Annotated in this window: 18 protein-coding genes and 1 tRNA gene; 12 read left to right on the top strand and 7 right to left on the bottom strand. The window is 38.8% G+C overall.

Translation table 11 applies throughout. The features are described 5' to 3' along the window. Window positions 1–307: 307 nt before the first annotated feature. Complete coding sequence (locus ACFSKV_RS03100; protein ID WP_380800284.1) at window positions 308–1,954, bottom strand: carbon starvation CstA family protein; 1,647 nt, start codon at window positions 1,952–1,954, stop codon at window positions 308–310. Window positions 1,955–2,213: 259 nt separating this feature from the next. On the opposite strand from ACFSKV_RS03100, the gene accD reads away from it, so the two are divergent. The 8 genes from accD (at window position 2,214) to ACFSKV_RS03060 (ending at window position 9,947) form a co-directional block, all read left to right on the top strand. Further along, entirely contained in the window at window positions 2,214–3,056 is an 843-nt protein-coding gene (gene accD, locus ACFSKV_RS03095) for an acetyl-CoA carboxylase, carboxyltransferase subunit beta (RefSeq protein ID WP_380800282.1), read from the top strand. Between the two features lie 141 nt (window positions 3,057–3,197). Continuing rightward, a complete protein-coding gene (gene nqrF, locus ACFSKV_RS03090; RefSeq protein WP_380800280.1) occupies window positions 3,198–4,493 on the top strand; it encodes an NADH:ubiquinone reductase (Na(+)-transporting) subunit F in 1,296 nt (431 codons plus the stop codon). 87 nt (window positions 4,494–4,580) lie between these two features. Next, window positions 4,581–5,732, top strand: coding sequence for a formimidoylglutamase (locus ACFSKV_RS03085; protein ID WP_380800279.1), 1,152 nt, complete (start codon window positions 4,581–4,583; stop codon window positions 5,730–5,732). Continuing rightward, entirely contained in the window at window positions 5,733–5,963 is a 231-nt protein-coding gene (locus tag ACFSKV_RS03080; protein ID WP_380800277.1) for a cytochrome b5 domain-containing protein, read from the top strand. Between the two features lies 1 nt (window position 5,964). After that, window positions 5,965–6,807 carry an N-acetylglucosamine kinase gene (locus tag ACFSKV_RS03075; RefSeq protein WP_380800276.1) on the top strand — a complete coding sequence of 281 codons (843 nt, stop codon included), beginning with the start codon at window positions 5,965–5,967 and terminating at the stop codon, window positions 6,805–6,807. Continuing rightward, window positions 6,804–7,613, top strand: a complete 810-nt coding sequence (gene murQ, locus ACFSKV_RS03070) for an N-acetylmuramic acid 6-phosphate etherase (protein WP_380800275.1) — start codon at window positions 6,804–6,806, stop codon at window positions 7,611–7,613. Before ACFSKV_RS03075 ends, murQ begins: the two co-directional genes overlap by 4 nt. A gap of 111 nt (window positions 7,614–7,724) precedes the next feature. Beyond that, window positions 7,725–8,936, top strand: coding sequence for a pseudouridine synthase (locus tag ACFSKV_RS03065; protein WP_380800274.1), 1,212 nt, complete (start codon window positions 7,725–7,727; stop codon window positions 8,934–8,936). A gap of 165 nt (window positions 8,937–9,101) precedes the next feature. Beyond that, window positions 9,102–9,947: an LOG family protein gene (locus ACFSKV_RS03060; RefSeq protein ID WP_380800273.1), complete on the top strand. Its 846-nt coding sequence runs from the start codon at window positions 9,102–9,104 to the stop codon at window positions 9,945–9,947. A gap of 185 nt (window positions 9,948–10,132) precedes the next feature. On the opposite strand, the gene ACFSKV_RS03055 is transcribed toward ACFSKV_RS03060, so the two are convergent. From ACFSKV_RS03055 to ACFSKV_RS03030, 6 genes are all read right to left on the bottom strand, one after another. Then, window positions 10,133–10,726 carry a hypothetical protein gene (locus ACFSKV_RS03055; RefSeq protein ID WP_380800271.1) on the bottom strand — a complete coding sequence of 198 codons (594 nt, stop codon included), beginning with the start codon at window positions 10,724–10,726 and terminating at the stop codon, window positions 10,133–10,135. Between the two features lie 493 nt (window positions 10,727–11,219). Beyond that, window positions 11,220–11,699: a DUF4252 domain-containing protein gene (locus ACFSKV_RS03050; RefSeq protein WP_380800269.1), complete on the bottom strand. Its 480-nt coding sequence runs from the start codon at window positions 11,697–11,699 to the stop codon at window positions 11,220–11,222. A gap of 56 nt (window positions 11,700–11,755) precedes the next feature. Continuing rightward, on the bottom strand, window positions 11,756–12,286 hold the full coding sequence (locus ACFSKV_RS03045; RefSeq protein ID WP_380800267.1) for a DUF4252 domain-containing protein: 531 nt from the start codon (window positions 12,284–12,286) through the stop codon (window positions 11,756–11,758). A 1-nt stretch (window position 12,287) separates the two neighbouring features. Further along, the gene (locus tag ACFSKV_RS03040; RefSeq protein ID WP_380800265.1) at window positions 12,288–12,719 is read right to left on the bottom strand and encodes a hypothetical protein; all 432 of its coding nucleotides are present in this window, start codon (window positions 12,717–12,719) and stop codon (window positions 12,288–12,290) included. Then, complete coding sequence (locus tag ACFSKV_RS03035; RefSeq protein WP_380800264.1) at window positions 12,709–13,197, bottom strand: RNA polymerase sigma factor; 489 nt, start codon at window positions 13,195–13,197, stop codon at window positions 12,709–12,711. Before ACFSKV_RS03035 ends, ACFSKV_RS03040 begins: the two co-directional genes overlap by 11 nt. Before the next feature lie 208 nt (window positions 13,198–13,405). Continuing rightward, window positions 13,406–13,478, bottom strand: a tRNA-Phe gene (locus tag ACFSKV_RS03030). Window positions 13,479–13,582: 104 nt separating this feature from the next. On the opposite strand from ACFSKV_RS03030, the gene ACFSKV_RS03025 reads away from it, so the two are divergent. The 4 genes from ACFSKV_RS03025 (at window position 13,583) to ACFSKV_RS03010 (ending at window position 18,681) form a co-directional block, all read left to right on the top strand. Beyond that, window positions 13,583–14,917 carry a 4Fe-4S dicluster domain-containing protein gene (locus tag ACFSKV_RS03025; RefSeq protein ID WP_380800262.1) on the top strand — a complete coding sequence of 445 codons (1,335 nt, stop codon included), beginning with the start codon at window positions 13,583–13,585 and terminating at the stop codon, window positions 14,915–14,917. A gap of 99 nt (window positions 14,918–15,016) precedes the next feature. Then, window positions 15,017–15,808, top strand: a complete 792-nt coding sequence (locus ACFSKV_RS03020; RefSeq protein WP_380800260.1) for a (Fe-S)-binding protein — start codon at window positions 15,017–15,019, stop codon at window positions 15,806–15,808. A 402-nt stretch (window positions 15,809–16,210) separates the two neighbouring features. Then, window positions 16,211–16,702: a hypothetical protein gene (locus tag ACFSKV_RS03015; protein ID WP_380800259.1), complete on the top strand. Its 492-nt coding sequence runs from the start codon at window positions 16,211–16,213 to the stop codon at window positions 16,700–16,702. A 53-nt stretch (window positions 16,703–16,755) separates the two neighbouring features. Next, the gene (locus ACFSKV_RS03010; protein WP_380800258.1) at window positions 16,756–18,681 is read left to right on the top strand and encodes a CHU_0125 family OmpA-like outer membrane integrity protein; all 1,926 of its coding nucleotides are present in this window, start codon (window positions 16,756–16,758) and stop codon (window positions 18,679–18,681) included. Window positions 18,682–18,752 lie beyond the last annotated feature (71 nt).

Genomic DNA, 18,752 nt, shown 5'->3' with positions numbered 1-18,752 from the left:
GAAATGCAACTCAAATCTTCAGGGAAAAAGCTGAGAAAGACCTTGCTTTTGAACGAGAGTCAGCGAAAACTGGCAAAAATGTTCAATTTTTGATTTTGGGTGTCCCAGTGTCGAAGTCAGGAAAAAACTTGCCGGGCTGTTTTTTCAGAACTCATAGGTAATTATCAAAGCCTTCGGGCTTAAATCCCCCATAATTAAAGTGCTATAGCCCGTGGTGGTGAGCAGAAAATTAAAGTTTTTTCTTCTGCTGAAAATTAGAAAACGGCTGATTTGAAAAAATTCAATTTCACAAATAAGTCCCCTTTCCCTAAACCTTCTCTTTAATAGATTCTACCTCAGGATTCAATTCTTTCTTCAAACTCTTTGAAGCCAATACAATCAAAGCAATGGACAATACGAACAATAATGCCGCGATTATGGATAAAATATAGGTTTGGGTCTGAAAATTTTTCCAGGCAAACAGGCCAAGGGAAGTTAGCGTCACTGTAAACATAAAAAACATAGGGATGGTCACAAAAGTGGCATTAATTTTTTGCTTCATCAGCCAAACTGCCACCGTCAAAAGGGCTAATGCTGCCAAGAGTTGATTTGCAGAACCAAAAATAGGCCATAAAGTAGTAAAACTTCCAGAAGCCAAAAGCATGATGGATAAAATCACTACCACAGTTGTGGAAATATAGCGGTTTTGGGAAATTTTTATACCAACAGGACTTTTGACATCTTCAAAATACTCCTGAAGGGTGAATCTGGCCAATCTTGTACAGGTGTCCAATGTTGTCAGCGCAAAAGCTGAAACTGTCAAGGCGACAAATCCCACTGCAAACTGCTCTGAAATTCCCATTGCGGAAATTATATTTCCAAGACCACTGGCAAAAAGGGTAACCGGACCTTCTCCTCCCAGTCTTTCCAGGTATTCTCCTCTGCTAAGAACGATCACTGCCCCTACTGAAATGATGGCCAGAAATGATTCTATCAGCATGCCTCCAAATCCAACTACTTTGGCATCACTTTCTTTATCCAGTTGTTTAGAGGTTGTTCCAGAAGCGACTAAGGAATGAAAGCCGCTGATAGCACCACAGGCAATAGTGACAAACAAGACGGGGAATAAATAGCCTAAATTATCTGCATTGATGTGAAACTGAGCATCCATTTTTATTTCTGGATTGGCGATGAATACTCCGACTACAGCCGCAATGATAAGTCCGTACAATAGAAAACTGTTGAGGTAATCCCTAGGTTGCAATAGCATGGATACAGGAGTAACTGAAGCTAAAAAAGCATAGGCCAACAAAATATAGATCCACAGTTGATAATCCAGCTCAAAAGGCAACTGCATGCCCAAGTAAACAAAATAATACATAAGTACTACTCCTATCACAGATATCAGGATAAAGGCATTTTTACTGCTCCCGACAAACTTGTTGACAAATCCGAAGGCCACAGCAAGAATAATAAATAAAATCGAGGCAGAGGCAACGCCGGCATTGTTCACAAATGTCTTGGCTATAATATCAGCAAATACCCCGATAATCAAAATCAGGGTTGAAAAGCTGAACAGTATAAATAACTGCTTTCCTTTATGACCAATATTATTCTGAATAATTACCCCAATTGACTTTCCCTGATTTCGTAGTGATGCTGCCATGCTTCCAAGGTCATGGACAGCCCCGAAAAAGATCCCTCCGACCAAAATCCAAATTACTGCGGGAATCCAACCAAAAGTAATGGCTATAATCGGCCCGACAATTGGCCCTGCTCCAGCAATGGATGCAAAATGATGCCCTAAAACCACAATAGGCTTGCTGGGGACGTAATCTATCCCATCCTGGAAAGTATGGGAAGGGGCCTTCCTTTTGTCACTTAATCCAAATTTCCTATAGACAAAATTACCGTAAGTAAAGTAACCTGTGATAAGAATAATCCCTGAAATGATCAAAAGCGGTATGAGTGTCATTGTATGTGGTGATAATCAAGCTTGAATTTCCTGCAATTTGAATAAATTACAAATGAATATTTCAAAAATAATTAATAGAAATTTAGAAACTTGGCTATTTTGAAGGTCAAGACACAAATACTTTAGTTACAAAATTTGGGTTGAAGTCCCTGATTTAAACCAAAAAATCAAGGAAGGGATACTGCAAATTTTATTTAATGGATAATACCTCTAAATTTGTAATCCCTGAAATGAAAGTTTCGGAACTAAACATTTAAATATGGCTTGGTTTAAAAGAACAGACAAAGGAATTAAAACCTCGACTGAGGAGAAAAAAGACGCTCCTGACGGTTTGTGGTTTAAAACACCAAAAGGAAACATCATCCATACCCGTGAGCTAAAAAACAATTCTTACGTTTGCCCAGATGATGATTATCATGTCAAGATAGGTTCTAAGGAGTATTTTGAAATTCTTTTTGACGGCAATAAGTTTCATGAACTTGATGCCAATATGAAGTCCGGAGATCCGCTGAAATTTGTTGATTCCAAACCTTATACATCGAGAATTGAACAAACCATCAAAAAAGCCGAACTCAATGATGCTGTACGTACTGCTGTTGGAAAAATGAACGGTCTCGATCTGGTAGTAGCATGTATGGATTTTAATTTTATTGGCGGTTCTATGGGTTCGGTAGTCGGAGAAAAAATTGCCCGTGCCATTGATTATTCCCTGAAACACAAATTTCCTTTTCTGATGATTTCGAAATCAGGAGGTGCAAGGATGATGGAAGCAGGGTTCAGCTTAATGCAAATGGCTAAAACCTCAGCTAAACTTGCCCTATTGGATAAAGCAGGAATCCCTTACATTTCCTTGCTGACTGACCCAACAACAGGCGGTGTTACCGCCTCTTATGCTATGTTGGGTGATTTTAATATTGCAGAACCAGGAGCACTGATAGGTTTTGCCGGACCAAGGGTAATCCGGGAAACAATAGGAAAAGATTTACCAAAAGGTTTCCAAAGTTCAGAGTTTGTACTTGAGCATGGCTTTTTGGATTTCATCATCGATAGAAGACAGTTGAAAAACAGATTGACGACATTGCTCAAACTTCTCAACAATTAATTCCTAATTTTGTTATTACTCAAGAAATGACAAGCGGTTAAAAATAAGTATATATTTAGCCAGATTTCTTGATTTATAAATATATTTGTGAGCCTGAAAAGGCTTTTAGATACTGAAAATAAAAAGTAAAATCAACATTAAATGGGTTCAGTAATTATTACATCGATAGTAGCATTTACGCTTATCATTTTGCTACTGGTTTTCATCCTGTTGTTTGCCCAGTCTAAATTGGTTTCTTCAGGTGATGTTAAAATTATCATCAATGGGGAAAAAACCTTGGTTACCTCCGCAGGTTCTACGCTGCTCAGTACTTTAGGAAACAACAAAATCTTCCTTCCTTCCGCTTGCGGAGGAGGTGGTACCTGTGCCATGTGCAAGTGTGTGATCGAAGATGGTGGCGGGGAAGTTTTACCAACTGAAGAAGGCCACCTTAGCCGTGCAGAAAAACAAGGAAAAGTTAGGCTTTCCTGTCAGGTAAAAGTAAAGCAGGACATGAAAATCAGGATTCCTGAGGAAATTTTTGGCATCAAGAAGTGGGAATGCGAAGTAGTTTCAAATTACAATGTCTCTACCTTTATCAAAGAATTTAAAGTTAAACTACCTGAAGGGGAAACCTTACATTTCGAATCAGGTGGATATATCCAAATTGATGTTCCAGTGATCACTGTGAACTTCAAAGACATGGACATTACTCCACATCCTGAACTGGGCCACCCAAAGGATGTTTATAAAAGTGATTGGGATAAATTCGGATTATGGGATCTGGTCATGAAAAATGATGAAGAACTGTTCAGGGCTTACTCCATGGCCAATCACCCTGCTGAAGGAAATATCATCATGCTGACCATTAGAATTGCGACCCCACCTTGGGACAGAGCCAACAACAAATGGATGGATGTCAACCCTGGTGTTTGTTCTTCTTATGTCTTCTCCCGTAAGCCGGGTGACAAAGTAACCATTTCGGGTCCATACGGAGAATTCCACATCAATCCGACCCAAAGAGAAATGATCTATATTGGTGGTGGTGCAGGTATGGCTCCTTTGAGATCTCATATCTTCCATTTATTCCATACTGAAAAGACAAACAGAAAAGTTTCTTATTGGTATGGAGGTAGATCTAAGAAGGAACTGTTCTATGTTCCTCATTTCAGAAACATTGAAAAGGATTTCCCTAACTTCAAATTCTATATAGGACTTTCGGAACCATTACCTGAAGACAATTGGAAAATCAAGAAATCTCTGGATGATGAAGGTGATGGATACATTGGTTTCATCCACCAGGTATTGTACGACAATTACCTGAAAAACCATCCTGAGCCAGATGAGATTGAATATTATCTGTGCGGCCCTCCATTGATGAATGCAGCGGTTTTGAAACTGTTGGATGATCTGGGAATCCCTCAGGAGAATATCAGATTTGACGACTTCGGTGGTTAATTAACATAGGGGTCCCGCAATAGCGGGACTTTTTTATTTATCTCCCGTTTTTTTATTTTATTTTTGAGCATAGCATAAATTCAGATCATGAATCTCAAGAACTTCTTTGAACCAGTACCGGAATTTTTAACCACTCAAAAATACAGCCATAACTCCTTTTTAAATTATATCCATTTTCATGGAGAGACTTTCCCTGACTTAAAGGGAGTTCAAATCTCACTTATTGGTCTAAAAGAAAAAAGGGGCATGCCTAAAGCAGATTCTGTAGAAAGAGCGGCTATTGAAATTCGGGAGAAGCTGTATCATTTGAAAAAAGGCCATGGTTTGTATAAGATCGTTGATTTAGGTGATCTAAAATTGGGATCAACCCGTGATGAATCTATGCAGTATATCCAAACCGTCGGTGAATATTTGATGAAAAAGCAGATTCTTCCGGTATTTTTTGGCGGAACCCATGATCTGGATTATGGTCAGTTCATTTCCTACCAGGGGCTTAAAAAATTGGTTTCCATGGTAACATTTGATGCCAAGGTGGATATGGAGGAGGAAGGGGAAGCCCATGAGACGCATTCCCAGGATATCATTCTTCACCAGCCTAATTTTCTCTTTAATTATAGTCAATTGGGATATCAAAGCTTTTTGGTGGACAAGGATTTGATCGGAGTGCTGGAAAAACTCTATTTTGAGCACATTAGGCTTGGAAACCTGAAAAGCAATTTCAAAGAAATTGAACCCATCATCAGGAATGCAGACCTGCTGAGTTTTGATATTTCAGCCATCAATTCTGCAGATGCACCGGGTGCGGCTGATGCGCAACCCTTTGGGCTTTCCGGGGAAGAAGCCTGTCAAATCTGTTGGTTTGCAGGTATGAATGAAAAACTTTCCTCTATCGGTATTTATGGCTATCAACCCTATTTTGATGACAACCGAAATAAAACCGCATCAATCATAGCCACCATGATCTGGTATTTTATTGAGGGATTCTACGACAGGAAGGATAGCCTTTCCTTTAAAGGGAGTGATTATATTAAATATACCGTATCTTTGGATACCAAACCTTCCATTTTAATCTTTTACAAAAGCAAAAGAAGTGATAAATGGTGGATGGAAATTCCCCAAAATGATCAGGACAAATTCGAAAGGACAAGCATAATACCCTGTAGCTATCAGGATTATCAATTGGCACAATCCGGAGAAGTACCTGAAAGATGGATTAATGCGCAGCTTAAGTTCATGTAAATGAAATCTTATAGCAGGCAGCAGCTTGCCCTTAGGAATGGGCAGGATAAACCCGAAATTTGGGTAGCTTATCAAGGTTTAATTTATGATGTAACCCATTCCAGGCTTTGGAAAAACGGAAAGCATTATGAACATTGGGCAGGACAGGATCTCACCGATGAGCTTCAGGATGCACCGCATAATGCAAATGTTTTTTTGAAATTTGAACCAGTGGGCAAACTTGAACAATGAAATGATATTGATAGCAGATAGTGGCGCCAGCAAAACCGATTGGCGTGTCATCAACGAAACAGGGGAGATTGGTCAACATAGGGGCATTGGGTTCAATCCAAATTATCAAACTGCTGTTGAAATGGCCAGTGAACTCCAAGATGATTTTTTATTGGATCTGAGAGATAAAGTTGAAATTATCTATTACTATGGCTCCGGATGTTCTTCCGCTAAAAACAGACTTCAGGTAGAAAATGCATTAAGGAGCATATTTAAACATGCAGAGATTAATGTGGACCATGATCTCATGGCTGCTGCCAGGGCGACCTGTGGGCATGAAGCTGGAATCGCCTGCATTTTAGGAACCGGTTCCAACAGCTGTGATTATGATGGGGAATTTATTGTTGCCAATAGACCTGCTCCCGGTTATATTTTGGGGGATGAGGGAGGCGGTGCTTATATAGGTCGAAAATTTTTAGCTGACTTCATCTATGAAGAAATGCCCAAAAAAGTTCGGGAAAAAGTACTGGACCAATTTCAGATTGATAATCAGGTCATTATTGAAAATGTCTATCAGCGACCTTTTCCAGGAAGATATATGGCTAGTTTCTGTAGGTTTATCACCGAAAATAAAAATGATCCTTATTGCTATATGCTGTATTACAACGCATTTCAGGATTTCTTCAAAAAGCATGTCATGAAATACGAAGACTACAAAAATAAATCTGTAAATTTTGTAGGATCCATTGCTTTTTATAACAGTGATATTTTAAGAAATGCGGCTTATGATGTGGATATCCATGTCAATTTAGTCATAGAAGGCCCGATATCTGGTCTAACACTTTATCACCAAAATTTGCTATGAGCACAACTGAAAGCAGTTCGTTATATGACAACCTAGAGCAAATGGATATCAAAAGCCTGCTCCAAAACATCAATCGGGAAGACAAGAAAGTTGCTTTTGCTGTAGAAGAGCAAGTCCCACAAATTCAGGCCCTGGTTGAAAAAATAGTACCGAGAATGAAAAAAGGAGGCCGCCTATTTTATATTGGAGCGGGAACAAGTGGTAGGTTGGGGATTTTGGATGCTTCAGAATGCCCTCCTACTTATGGTGTACCTTTTGATTGGGTTGTAGGAATTATTGCAGGTGGAGACCAGGCCATAAGAAAAGCCGTGGAAAATGCAGAAGATGATCCCCAACAAGCCTGGAAAGATATCCAGGAATTTGGTTTTAACGCTTATGATACGGTGATTGGGATAGCAGCTTCCGGTACTACCCCATATGTAATTGGGGGAGTCAAGGCAGCAAAAGAAGCCGGATTATTGACAGGATGTATTACCTGCAATCTTAATACCCCACTGGCAGGAGCAGTGGATTTTCCTATTCAGGTCGTGGTAGGCCCGGAGTTTGTGACCGGAAGTACCAGGATGAAAGCCGGAACCGCTCAAAAATTAGTCTTGAATATGATTTCCACTACTACCATGATCAAACTTGGAAGAGTGAAGGGCAATAAGATGGTGGATATGCAACTGTCCAATAAAAAACTTGTAAACAGGGGTACCAAAATGATTATGGAATCCACAGGGCTGGGTGAAATAGAGGCCCAAAAAATGCTTTTTCAATTTGGTTCGGTAAGGGCTGCAGTGGAAGCTTTTTATAAGAAGAATTAGGAGGATAAAGAAATTCAGATTTCTTTCACTATCTTTGCATCCCTTTTTAAATCAGGAAGTTAATCCGTTTAAAAGGATAATATTTAATCCAGCAGAGATGCTGCATACAACATGAGAAAAGACAATAACAGAAAGCCTGATTCCAGAAGAGAAGACAAAGGCCGTCCAGCAAAAAAAGAAGGCGGTAAATTTGATTCAAAGAAGGAATTTTCAGTGAAAAAAGATTTTAAAAAAACCGGTTTTTCAGATAAGGACAAATCCAAAAAAACAGAAGATTGGGTTCCCAGGACAGAAAAGCGTAAAGATTATTCAAAACCAGGGTTTAAAAAAGATTTCAAATCAGAAACAGGGGGTAAAACTTCCTATGAAAAATCTTCCACTTATCGTTCAAAGTTTTCAAAAGAAAAGCCTGAGGAAGGGGATTTCAAAAAAGTATATAAAGGCAGGGGAAAAGATGAAAAACCAATCCACGAGTGGGTACCTGCCTCTAAAGTCTCAAAGGATCAAAAATTTAAGAAGCCTTTCAAAAAACCATTTGTAAAGAAAGCTGAGGAAGAAAGGCCTAACTATAATTTTGAAAAGCTTGAAAAAACCCATAAAAAGAAGGATGCCTCAGAGGAAATACGGCTTAACAAGTATATTTCCAATTCAGGGATCTGTTCGAGACGGGAAGCAGACAGCTTGATCCAAAAAGGTGATATTAAAGTAAACGGTGAGGTAATCACTGAAATGGGATATAAAGTTCAAAAAACAGATAAAGTCACCTATAAAGGAAAATTGATCAATCCGGAGAAACCGGTTTACCTCCTGCTCAATAAACCAAAGGACTTCATCACCACGACTGATGATCCTATGGAAAGAAAAACGGTCATGAATCTTATTGCCAACGCCTGTGAAGAAAGGGTATTCCCCGTAGGAAGGTTGGACAGAAATACAACTGGTCTTTTGTTGTTTACCAATGACGGAGAATTAGCGGCCAAATTGTCCCACCCATCTTATAATGTGAAAAAAATTTACCAGGTCACTTTAGATAAGCCTATCACCCATGCAGATGAAGAAGCCATTTTAGAGGGCCTTAATCTGGAAGATGGCCCTGCAAAAGTAGATGACATGCAGGTTTTATCCAAAGACAGAACCATATTGGGTTTGGAAATCCATTTAGGCAGAAACAGGATAGTGAGAAGGATTTTTGCTCATTTGGGTTATGAAGTAGTTGCCCTTGACAGGGTCATGTATGCAGGACTGGACAAAAAAGACCTGCCTAGGGGCAGGTATAGGTTTTTGGCTGAAAAAGAAGTCATTAGGCTTAAATATTTTCTTTAAAATCAAACAGAAAAGCCCTCATTTTTAGAGGGCTTTTTTTTATCCCCTAAAACCAGAAAAGAATTAGAAAAATATTTCATAACTTTTAAAAAAGTTGATTTATCAAAGATATTTCATCATTTAAATTGAAAAAATTAAAATTCTATTTCTAATTAAATTCTTGTTATGGAAGAAAGTAAAAATTCTAACCTTAAAAAGTTAACTGCTGAGGAGTGGGAAAATTCATGGAAGAAAAACTGGTCAAATTCCCAGATGAATTATGAATTGCCTAAAGCAAAGAAAAAAAACAGGGATGGAGAATCTGAATTTTTAAATCAAACGAGAACGATTGAAAAAGAGAAAGAAAGGATTAAAAAGGTCAGTAAGGAATTTGAAAAAGCTGCTAAAAAACTCCTGAAATTAGGGCCAGCCATCACGATTTTTGGATCGGCCAGATTCAAGCCGGAAGATGAGTATTATGAACTTTCCAGGTCAGTAGGCAGAAAATTTGCAGAAGCAGGTTTCACTGTACTCACTGGCGGAGGCCCCGGTGCCATGGAAGCCGGAAACCGTGGAGCATTTGAAGCAGGTGGAAATTCCTTAGGTTTAAATATTATTCTTCCTCATGAGCAGCAACCCAACCCGTATGTGGATGAAACCATAGAATTCAATTACTTTTTTGTAAGAAAGACCATGTTGGTCAAATATTCCTGTGCCTTCATCATTATGCCGGGCGGGCTTGGAACTTTGGATGAATTGTTTGAAGCGGCTACTCTGATCCAATGTGGGAAAATCGGACCATTTCCTTTGATTCTTGTAGGAAGTGAGTTTTGGAAAGGACTAAGGGATTTTGTTTCCTACATGGCGAAGGAGGGGGTGTTCTCGCCTGAAGAAATAGGATTTTCCAGAATTGTGGATACACCGGAAGAAGCAGTGGAAATGGTCATTAAAAGCCTTCCTGCTGGGTTACATAAAATTCTGGAAAAAGAGAAGAAGAAACTTGAAAGACGCAAGGCCAAAAGAGGACTATAACAGCCTTAAAATCCAAAGGATAAAAACTGAAAGTTTACAGGAGATCATTATTAGAAATAAAGAATTCCTGATGAATTATTAAGCTGTAACGAATTCAGGGATTTTAAATGTCAAGACCGACAGATTATAAATCAAAAAAAGCCGCTGAAATCAGCGGCTTTTTGATTATTCCAAACTTCAGGAAATTATCTCGTGGCCATCATTTTAGAAAAACCGTCATTGGTTTTTACATAGAATTCCACTTTTGAACTAGGGCTGATTCCATGAAGTTTAAAAAGCTTTTGGAAACCACTGGCACTATCCAAATTCTCCTCATAAACTAATCTATCGTTTTCGAAAACCATGATAGACATATCCGCAGGAAGAAGCGAATTCACCAATAGTTTGTAACTGTTATTTTCAACTTTCTCCAATTTGGAATAGACCAAAGGAGCAGTGGCATTGTTTTTCTTGCCAATGTTTACAGCCAAATGCTCTACCATATGGTTTGCATCCACAACTTCTACACTGTAATTACCAGGGCCAACCTGTGAGAAATCATAATATTTTGCAAAAGGATTCTTGGCAACAATTCTGTCTTTTTGAACCAAAACATTGTTTTCGTTGTAAATTTTAACTGTTACCGGTCCTTCAGGATTTGCTCCATATCGTAATTGGACCTTTTCTTCATCCACTTTTCTAATGGATACCGCAGATGCTACAGGATCTTCTCCTGTCTGGTAAGCCATGGCATTTACCGAAATGCCAAATGCTAGAATTAATGCATTGAATACTCTCATAGTAGTAATAATTAATAGGTTTAAGAAATTTTTTCTGATTTAAGACCTCTTTGGGATTTTCCCAATTTTAAACAATTGGAGGCCGGCTATTTGTGGGTGAAGCCTAAAAGATTACTGACTTCGATACAAACATAGCAGGTTAATTTATGTTTTGCAAATTTTTTAACAAAAAGGTTATTTTGTTATGTTTTTGTTAATAAAATAAAATTAAAAATACATTATCAATAATTGCATGAAATTTTCTCGGAATCGATATCATAAAAAAGCAAAAGACTGATTTCTATACAAAATCCAAATAAAATTTTTTTCATTTGAAATATCTGAAGAAATGAAAAATAAAAAATATAATATTCCTTTAGAATTGAAATTTATCATTGTCAGTAACATCCAATAAGGAAAAAGTCTAATTGTAATGATCAATAGCTTTGATTTGGGATAATAAAATACCCTGCAAAAAACATCAGTTTTTTTGCAGGGTAATAAATCGGGTAGATTATTTAATGTTGTTGCCTACTTCTGCCAAAGTTTCGGAATCGAAATCTCCCTGCAACTCGATTACGAGAAAATCCTCTGATTTATCTTTCACCAGGACAACCACATCGCTGATTCTTTTGGAACCTTTGGTGTATACCATAAATGAACTGTTTTTTTCGCTAGCCTCCATCATCAGGTCGAACTTTTCTTTTTCCAAAGATTTTTTAAGGCTGTTAAATTCAGAATTGGCCTGTTCACCATTAACCGGAAGTTTGAACATTTTAAGCCTTTCCATAGAATTGGAAATGGATTCTGCATGACCATTATCCAATTTTACATCCAAACTTTTGGCAAAGTTCATAAAACTCCCTCCTAGGTCAAGATGAAAGAAGTCAGGATTGCTTTTATGCTTCTGGTATAGTGATTCCACACTTTTGCTCTGTGCTAATAGATAATGGCTTGATGTTAGAAAAATCATGCCTAACAATAATCGTTTCATAGTTTTCATAGTGGATTAATTTTCTGTGTTTTGAAATTTCTTAGTTTTTAATTTTTTCATTTCTTCCCGCCTTTACTATATTCATTCATTCCGGGCATATTGGTTTTTTCTGCCAAAATATTCAGGTCCTGATAAGTGAAATTTCCAAGCATACTCAATAAGGTAAAGCTTTCAGAAGAACCTGAAATCATCAATAATTCCATTATTCTGCCATTTTCTTCCCTTAGCATGAATTTGGTATTGGAAGTTTTATCTGCCACATCCATTAGGTCTTCATATTTATTTTTGGTCAGGGTTCCCATGGCTTCTTCATATAAGGGCTTTCCATTGAGATTTTCCGCACTTAGGATCCTGATACCCCTGACTTTGGAAATCAATTCCCCAAGTTCCTGTGCCTCTTTGTCAGAAGTTTCACCTGCAGACTTGAGAAAGCCTCCTGCCATCTGCATCATCTTTGGACTGATATACACCCTGGAAAAGTTATCATCTTCCATATACTTGGAAAAGAATTTGGAAATCGCATCGTCCTGGGCCTGTATTCCTGTAACTAACAGGAACAAGATTATTATAAGGCTGTATTTTTTCATATCATTTATTCAATTCCTGTAAGTTGAACATTTCTTCTGTTACACCTAAATGCTTAAATTCTTCCATATGTTGAAGACTTTGGGTTCCTTTTTCCATATTGGTCTGGATAAGATTAAAGGCCTGCATTACCTGTTCGAAGGCCTCTTTTTCAGCTTGCTTTTTATGATTATCATACACTGCCCATCCAGAGACCAACAACAACAATAGAGCAGCGGCCATCTTCATCCAGCTGGCGTATTCCCATGCCTTAGGAGTGGGCTCTATTATCTTATTGGTCTTCTCAGATCTGATTTTTGAAATTCCCAGGAAAAAGGATTTCTCTGATTCAAACCCCTCACTTTCTTGGAGAAGTAATTTTAATTCCTTCTCCTCAGTCAGGCTGGTCTCACCCTCCCAGTATTTGTCTAATAATTCTTCTATCCTACTTTTCATTTTTGCTATTCATCAAATATTCCCTGAGACTTTTCCTTGCTCTATGCAAGTTTACCTTTACCTGCTCCATGCTGATCTCCAGATATTCTGAGATTTCTTCATAAGTCAGACCCTCCACCTCTCTTAATTGAAACACCTCTTTTTGTTTCTCCGGTAATCCTTCCAAAAAAGAAAAAACCATTCTCACCTCCTTCTCCCTGTTTTCATTTTCAGAATCCTCTTCCAATAATTCATGCTCTTGCAGTGGTTCAAATCTTTTTGAAGTTCTAAAATGTTGCAAACTCTCATTTTTAAGGGATCTTACCATCCATCCCGTTGGGTTGTCCATTTTTTGAAGCTCATTTTTTCTAACCCATGCCTTTTCAAAAACAGTCTGACAGATATCTTCTGCCACATCCCTGTCTTTAACCCAGAGATAGGCCATACGATAGAGTCTGTTTTTGAGCGGCCAAATATTTGCTTCAAAAAATGTCTTCATTTATGTAGGTGATGCATGGGAAATGTAAATGTTACAGCAATTTGGAAAAAAAATAGAAATTAGATTCATTTTAAATTATTTCTAAAAATAGTATGCATGCCTACTATTTATTATTTTGCAATGCAATTTAAAGTAAGATGGAAGGTTTTGGGAGCAATGATTATTCATTGATGGGCATAAAAAAAGCCCCGATTTTGATCAGGGCCTGTGGTGATGAGTGGACTCGAACCACCGACTCACGGATTTTCAGTCCGATGCTCTACCAACTGAGCTACATCACCTTTCCATTAAAGTGTTGCAAAGGTAGGTATTTGAATCTTTCGTGCAAACCATTTTAAAAAAAAATTAAAAACAAACCCTATTCAAAAACGCTAAATCAAACAATATGAGCATTTTACCCCAATTGGCTTTTATCATTGTTTTTGCAGCGGCAGTATACATTCTTTATAAAAGAATTAGTTACCTCAGAAGAAACATTTTTCTTGGAAAAGCAGAAACCAGAAATGACCAAACAGACACAAGATGGAAGACCATGTTTTTGGTTGCTTTTGGCCAAAAGAAGATGTTTAAACGCTTCGTCCCTGCCATGCTACACCTGTTGATTTATGTGGCATTTGTCATAATCAACCTTGAAGTATTGGAATTTATCATTGACGGACTTTCAGGAAGCCATAGGATATTTGCCCCCTTACTTGGAACTGCCTATGGAGTGGCAATGAACATTTTCGAATTTCTTGCCATCGCTGTATTGGTTTCCTGTGTGGCATTTTTGATCAGAAGAAATGTCCTTAAGGTTGAAAGGTTTACCAAACCTGAAATGAAAGGTTGGCCTGCTTTGGATGCCAACTTGATATTGATCATAGAAATTATACTCATGTTGGCTATCCTGACAATGAACGCTACCGATCAAATCCTGGCCAGCAGAGGAGTGGAACACTATACCTTGTTGAATGGCCTGTTTTTCAGCAGCATGATGCAACCGATTTTTGAAAATATGAGCGATGGGACTTTGATATTGATAGAGCGCTTTGCCTGGTGGTTCCATATCATTGGAATTTTGGCCTTTGCCATATATGTAACTTATTCCAAACACTTGCATATATTCCTTGCTTTCCCTAACACATGGTATTCAAACCTTAAACCAAAGGGTGAAATGATCAACATGCCTGAGGTAACCCATGAGGTCAATATGATGCTGGGCATAGCCACAGGAGGTGGGTCAGAACCACCAGCTGAAATCGGGAGATTTGGTGCCAAAGATATCAACGACCTGACTTGGGTGAATATCATGAATGCCTACAGCTGTACCGAATGCGGCAGATGTACTTCGGAATGTCCCGCCAATCTTACAGGCAAAAAACTCTCCCCTCGAAAGATCATGATGGATGTGAGGGATAGAGCTGAAGAAGTAGGTACAAGCATCGATAAAGGAGGACTTGGGCTGGAAGATGGCAAATCACTTTTGGGCGATTATATCACCAAAGAAGAGATCAATGCCTGTACTTCCTGCAATGCCTGTGTGGAAGCCTGTCCAGTCAATATTGATCCCCTTTCCATAATCCTTCAACTGAGAAGGTATGTTGCCATGGAAGAATCAGGTACCCCGGCACAATGGAACTCTATGTTTCAGAATATGGAGACCTCCTTCTCCCCATGGAAATTCGCACCGACTGATAGGTTCAACTGGGCGGATCAGTTGAAGAGTGAGGAAATGAAATAAAGAAGCGAGAGACTAGGTGCGAGAAATTAGAGATTAGAATTTCTGACTTCTCGCCTCTCTCTTCTCGCTTCTTATGTCTAAAATCTAAAAGTCTTAAAAATGTCTACATATAAAGTTCCAACCATGGCCGAGATGGCCGCTTCCGGTGAAAGTCCAGAGATTCTTTTCTGGGTGGGATGTGCCGGTTCTTTTGATGACCGATACAAAGCCGTGACACAGGCATTTGTTAAAATATTGAATAAAGTCGGGGTAAGTTTCGCCGTTCTGGGTCCGGAGGAAGCCTGTACAGGAGATCCGGCAAGACGTGCAGGAAATGAGTTTCTCTTCCAGATGCAGGCCGTGGCCAATATTCAGGTGATGAACGGCTACAACATCAAAAAGGTAGTCACCGCCTGTCCGCACTGCTTCAATACCATCAAAAATGAATACCCTGCCTTAGGTGGTTCCTATGAAGTGATCCACCACTCACAATTCCTACAGCAGTTGATCAATGAGGGGAAAGTGACCCTTCAGGGAGGCGGGGAATTCAAAGGCAAGAAAATCACCTTCCATGACTCCTGCTACCTTGGCCGGGCCAACGATGTATATGAAGCCCCTAGGGAGGTAATCAAGGCCCTGGATGTGGAATTGGTGGAAATGAAACGTTGCCGCACCAAAGGCCTTTGCTGTGGTGCCGGTGGAGCACAGATGTTCAAAGAACCGGAACCGGGTAAAAAAGACATCAATATCGAACGTACGGAAGAAGCCCTGGCCACAGGGGCATCCGCCATCGCGGTTGGCTGTCCATTCTGCCTGACCATGATGACCGATGGGGTCAAGAACAAAGAGCGAGAGCACGACGTCAAAGTCTATGACCTGGCAGAAATGATCGCCAAGGATATGGGGATTTGATGCTCTTTGATATGGTTTTGAATTGACTTAGACCTGTCAGGTTTTGAAAACCTGACAGGTAGCAGGTCCTTTTTTTAGTCTCCCAGCTACTACGCTTTTTAAAAGTCTATATTTGCTTATTCTCCAAATTAGAACTGGAAAAATATAGAAAGGTCAAAAAATGGAAATTTATTTTTCAAGTTTCATCTTTATAATTTAGGCATTTTATTTACTAAACATAACCTTAAAAACCCAATAACAATTTGGGTATTTGATTTGACCATAAACCCACTTAGGACAATGGCTTTTAACCATACCCAAGGATTAGCCAAGATTTTATACCCATCCCTTAATTTTCTCCGTTTAAAAAAAGAACTAAATTGAACCAAAAGACCTTATTTTAGGGAATCAATAAATATTCATATGTATTTGGAATTTGATAAAATGCCGGAACATTCCCGGATTTGGATATACCAGGCAGACAGAAAATTTACCACTCAGGAATTGGATTGGATTACAGAAAGATTGAAGACTTTTTGCAATCAATGGAATACCCATGGAACCCTAATGCCCACTTCCTTTACCATCAAATTCGGGCAGGTCATTATCCTTGCAGTAGATGAAAGTCAATTAGGTGCTTCAGGCTGTTCCATCGATTCTTCTGTACGCACTTTGAGAGAAATAGAACAGCAATTGGGTGTCAATTTATTGGATCAAGGAAAAGTCGGTTACCTGAAATCCGATGACCTTTTAGAGGTAAGTCCATTCCTGGGAATCAAATCCAAAGTAACTGAAGGAACCCTTCGGGCCGAAACTATCGTATTAAATCCTGTAATCAATAAAAAATCAGAATTGGATAATAATTGGTTGATTCATGCCAAAGAAAGCTGGTTGAACAAATACTTTATGAATTAATTATCATAATTATCCTATATTTAACACATTCAGAAAAACTTTTGTAAAGCTACATGAATAGATTGGCTATAATTCTTTTGGTAACCTTGGTGACATTAGGCTCCTGCACCAGCCTTTTTCAAAAAGGCCAAAATCAATTTCAGGCAGGAGAATATCAGCTCGCCATCAATACTTTTTCTAGGGTTTTGGAAGAAGATCCGGAAAATAAAGAGGCCAATCTTTATGTGGCCGAAAGCTATAGACTTTCCAATCGGGTAGAAAAATCTAAGGCCTATTATGAAAAATTGGTGGAAAATGAGGAATCTTTTGAATCTTACTACCGCTTAGGACTTAGCCTTAAAAGCCAAGGCAAATATAAAGAAGCAGAAGAAGCTTTTGTCAAAGCAAAGAATTTGACATTGGATGATAATTACCAAACATGGGTAAACAAAGAGATAGAAAATCTAAATAAAATTTCTGAAATAGAGGATGTTTTTCCTTTCCTCCAAGTTGAAAACTACAAATTACTCAATACCTCAGGGATTGATTATTCTCCAATTGTAAGCGAAGGCTTTTTGTATTTTACCAGCTCAAGGCAGGCCAGTGGACTCTATCCAGCCACGGGCCAACCCTATACCAAATTATTCAGAACAAAGGCAGATGGAATAAAGGTGGATGTACAGGGAATTCAGGCATTACCTGAATTCAGAAATGAAGAAGGTCTCAATCAGGGAGCAATTGCCATAAGTCCGGATGGCAATACCATCATTTATGCCAGAGGTAATTCAACTTCCGCCAAAGATCTTCCGGATGTCCACCTTTTTGTTTCCTATTTCAGGGGTGGCGGTTTTACCCAACCTATCTGGATGCCTGTCAATGAAGATGAATTTTATTACAATACCACTCCAGCCTACAGTCCTGATGGAAACGAACTGTATTTTTCTTCCAACAGGCCAGGGGGTACAGGCGGATTGGATTTATATCGTGCCACAAAACTTGCCAATGGGGATTTTGGCAATGCGGTAAACCTTGGTCCCCAAATTAATTCTCATGGAAATGAAATGTTTCCCTTTGTAGCCCCAGATGGTAAAATTTATTTTGCCTCTGACGGGCATCCAGGATTTGGAAAACTGGACATTTTTGTTGCAGAAAGAACAGATAAAGGTTGGGAGGTGAAAAATTTAGGGTCAAATGTCAACACAGTCGCAGATGATTTTGGCATAACCTTCACCAAATATCCCACAGAAGGATTCCTTTCGTCAAATAGAGAAGGAGGAGTTGGTGATGATGATATTTATTATTTTGAAGATAAAACACCTAAACCTAAAGTAGTTAATGTCTTCCTGAATGTGACTACAAAAGAGAAAAAAGATGACGGTTCTGAGGCTGTTCTTCCCCAAACCAGGGTTGTGCTCTATGATGCCTCAAACAAAAATATTGGCGGGGATTTCTCTAATCAAAATGGAAGATTAAGATTTACCCTTGCTCCTGATCAAAACTTCTCCATCATTGCTTCTAAATCTGGCTATTTCAGTAAGAGTATGACCTACTCAACAGTGGGTAAGACCCCAAGACCTGAAGAATTAATCCAGGATGTAACCAATGTGACCCTCGATACGACAATTGTTCTGGATGCGTTGATTCTGGAAAGGGCAATTGTTTTGGAAAATATTTATTATGATCTTGATAAAGCAGATATCCGTCCTGACGCTGCTCTGGAATTGGACAAGCTAGTGCAGATTCTTAAAGACAATCCGACTATCAGGATTGAGTTGAGTTCACATACTGATGCAAGAGCCTCGGATGCGTATAATGATGCCTTATCACAAAGAAGAGCCGAATCTGCAGTTGCCTACATAGTTTCTCAGGGAATAGATGCCAGCAGGTTAGTTGCTAAAGGTTACGGAAAGAGACAGCTGATTATCAAGGATGCCCAAACGGAAGAAGAACATCAGGTGAACAGAAGGACAGAATTTAAGGTAATCGAAATAACCAATTAAAGATTTTCGAACATTAAGTATAACAATCCCTGGAAAACAAACTCCAGGGATTTTTTTATTATTTTTAGGTA

Source organism: Shivajiella indica, assembly GCF_042683085.1.
In the GTDB taxonomy this organism is placed as follows: Bacteria; Bacteroidota; Bacteroidia; order Cytophagales; family Cyclobacteriaceae; genus Shivajiella; species Shivajiella indica.
Note: the sequence above shows the minus strand (reverse complement) of the source record. Positions and strands in the feature narration are given on the sequence as shown.

Bases quoted from the DNA above. Each gene is read 5' to 3' on its own strand.
- ACFSKV_RS03100 (WP_380800284.1), bottom strand. From the start codon at position 1,954: ATGACACTCATACCGCTTTTGATCATTTCAGGGATTATTCTTATCACA.
- accD (WP_380800282.1), top strand. From the start codon at position 2,214: ATGGCTTGGTTTAAAAGAACAGACAAAGGAATTAAAACCTCGACTGAG.
- nqrF (WP_380800280.1), top strand. From the start codon at position 3,198: ATGGGTTCAGTAATTATTACATCGATAGTAGCATTTACGCTTATCATT.
- ACFSKV_RS03085 (WP_380800279.1), top strand. From the start codon at position 4,581: ATGAATCTCAAGAACTTCTTTGAACCAGTACCGGAATTTTTAACCACT.
- ACFSKV_RS03080 (WP_380800277.1), top strand. From the start codon at position 5,733: ATGAAATCTTATAGCAGGCAGCAGCTTGCCCTTAGGAATGGGCAGGAT.
- ACFSKV_RS03075 (WP_380800276.1), top strand. From the start codon at position 5,965: ATGATATTGATAGCAGATAGTGGCGCCAGCAAAACCGATTGGCGTGTC.
- murQ (WP_380800275.1), top strand. From the start codon at position 6,804: ATGAGCACAACTGAAAGCAGTTCGTTATATGACAACCTAGAGCAAATG.
- ACFSKV_RS03065 (WP_380800274.1), top strand. From the start codon at position 7,725: ATGAGAAAAGACAATAACAGAAAGCCTGATTCCAGAAGAGAAGACAAA.
- ACFSKV_RS03060 (WP_380800273.1), top strand. From the start codon at position 9,102: ATGGAAGAAAGTAAAAATTCTAACCTTAAAAAGTTAACTGCTGAGGAG.
- ACFSKV_RS03055 (WP_380800271.1), bottom strand. From the start codon at position 10,726: ATGAGAGTATTCAATGCATTAATTCTAGCATTTGGCATTTCGGTAAAT.
- ACFSKV_RS03050 (WP_380800269.1), bottom strand. From the start codon at position 11,699: ATGAAACGATTATTGTTAGGCATGATTTTTCTAACATCAAGCCATTAT.
- ACFSKV_RS03045 (WP_380800267.1), bottom strand. From the start codon at position 12,286: ATGAAAAAATACAGCCTTATAATAATCTTGTTCCTGTTAGTTACAGGA.
- ACFSKV_RS03040 (WP_380800265.1), bottom strand. From the start codon at position 12,719: ATGAAAAGTAGGATAGAAGAATTATTAGACAAATACTGGGAGGGTGAG.
- ACFSKV_RS03035 (WP_380800264.1), bottom strand. From the start codon at position 13,197: ATGAAGACATTTTTTGAAGCAAATATTTGGCCGCTCAAAAACAGACTC.
- ACFSKV_RS03025 (WP_380800262.1), top strand. From the start codon at position 13,583: ATGAGCATTTTACCCCAATTGGCTTTTATCATTGTTTTTGCAGCGGCA.
- ACFSKV_RS03020 (WP_380800260.1), top strand. From the start codon at position 15,017: ATGTCTACATATAAAGTTCCAACCATGGCCGAGATGGCCGCTTCCGGT.
- ACFSKV_RS03015 (WP_380800259.1), top strand. From the start codon at position 16,211: ATGTATTTGGAATTTGATAAAATGCCGGAACATTCCCGGATTTGGATA.
- ACFSKV_RS03010 (WP_380800258.1), top strand. From the start codon at position 16,756: ATGAATAGATTGGCTATAATTCTTTTGGTAACCTTGGTGACATTAGGC.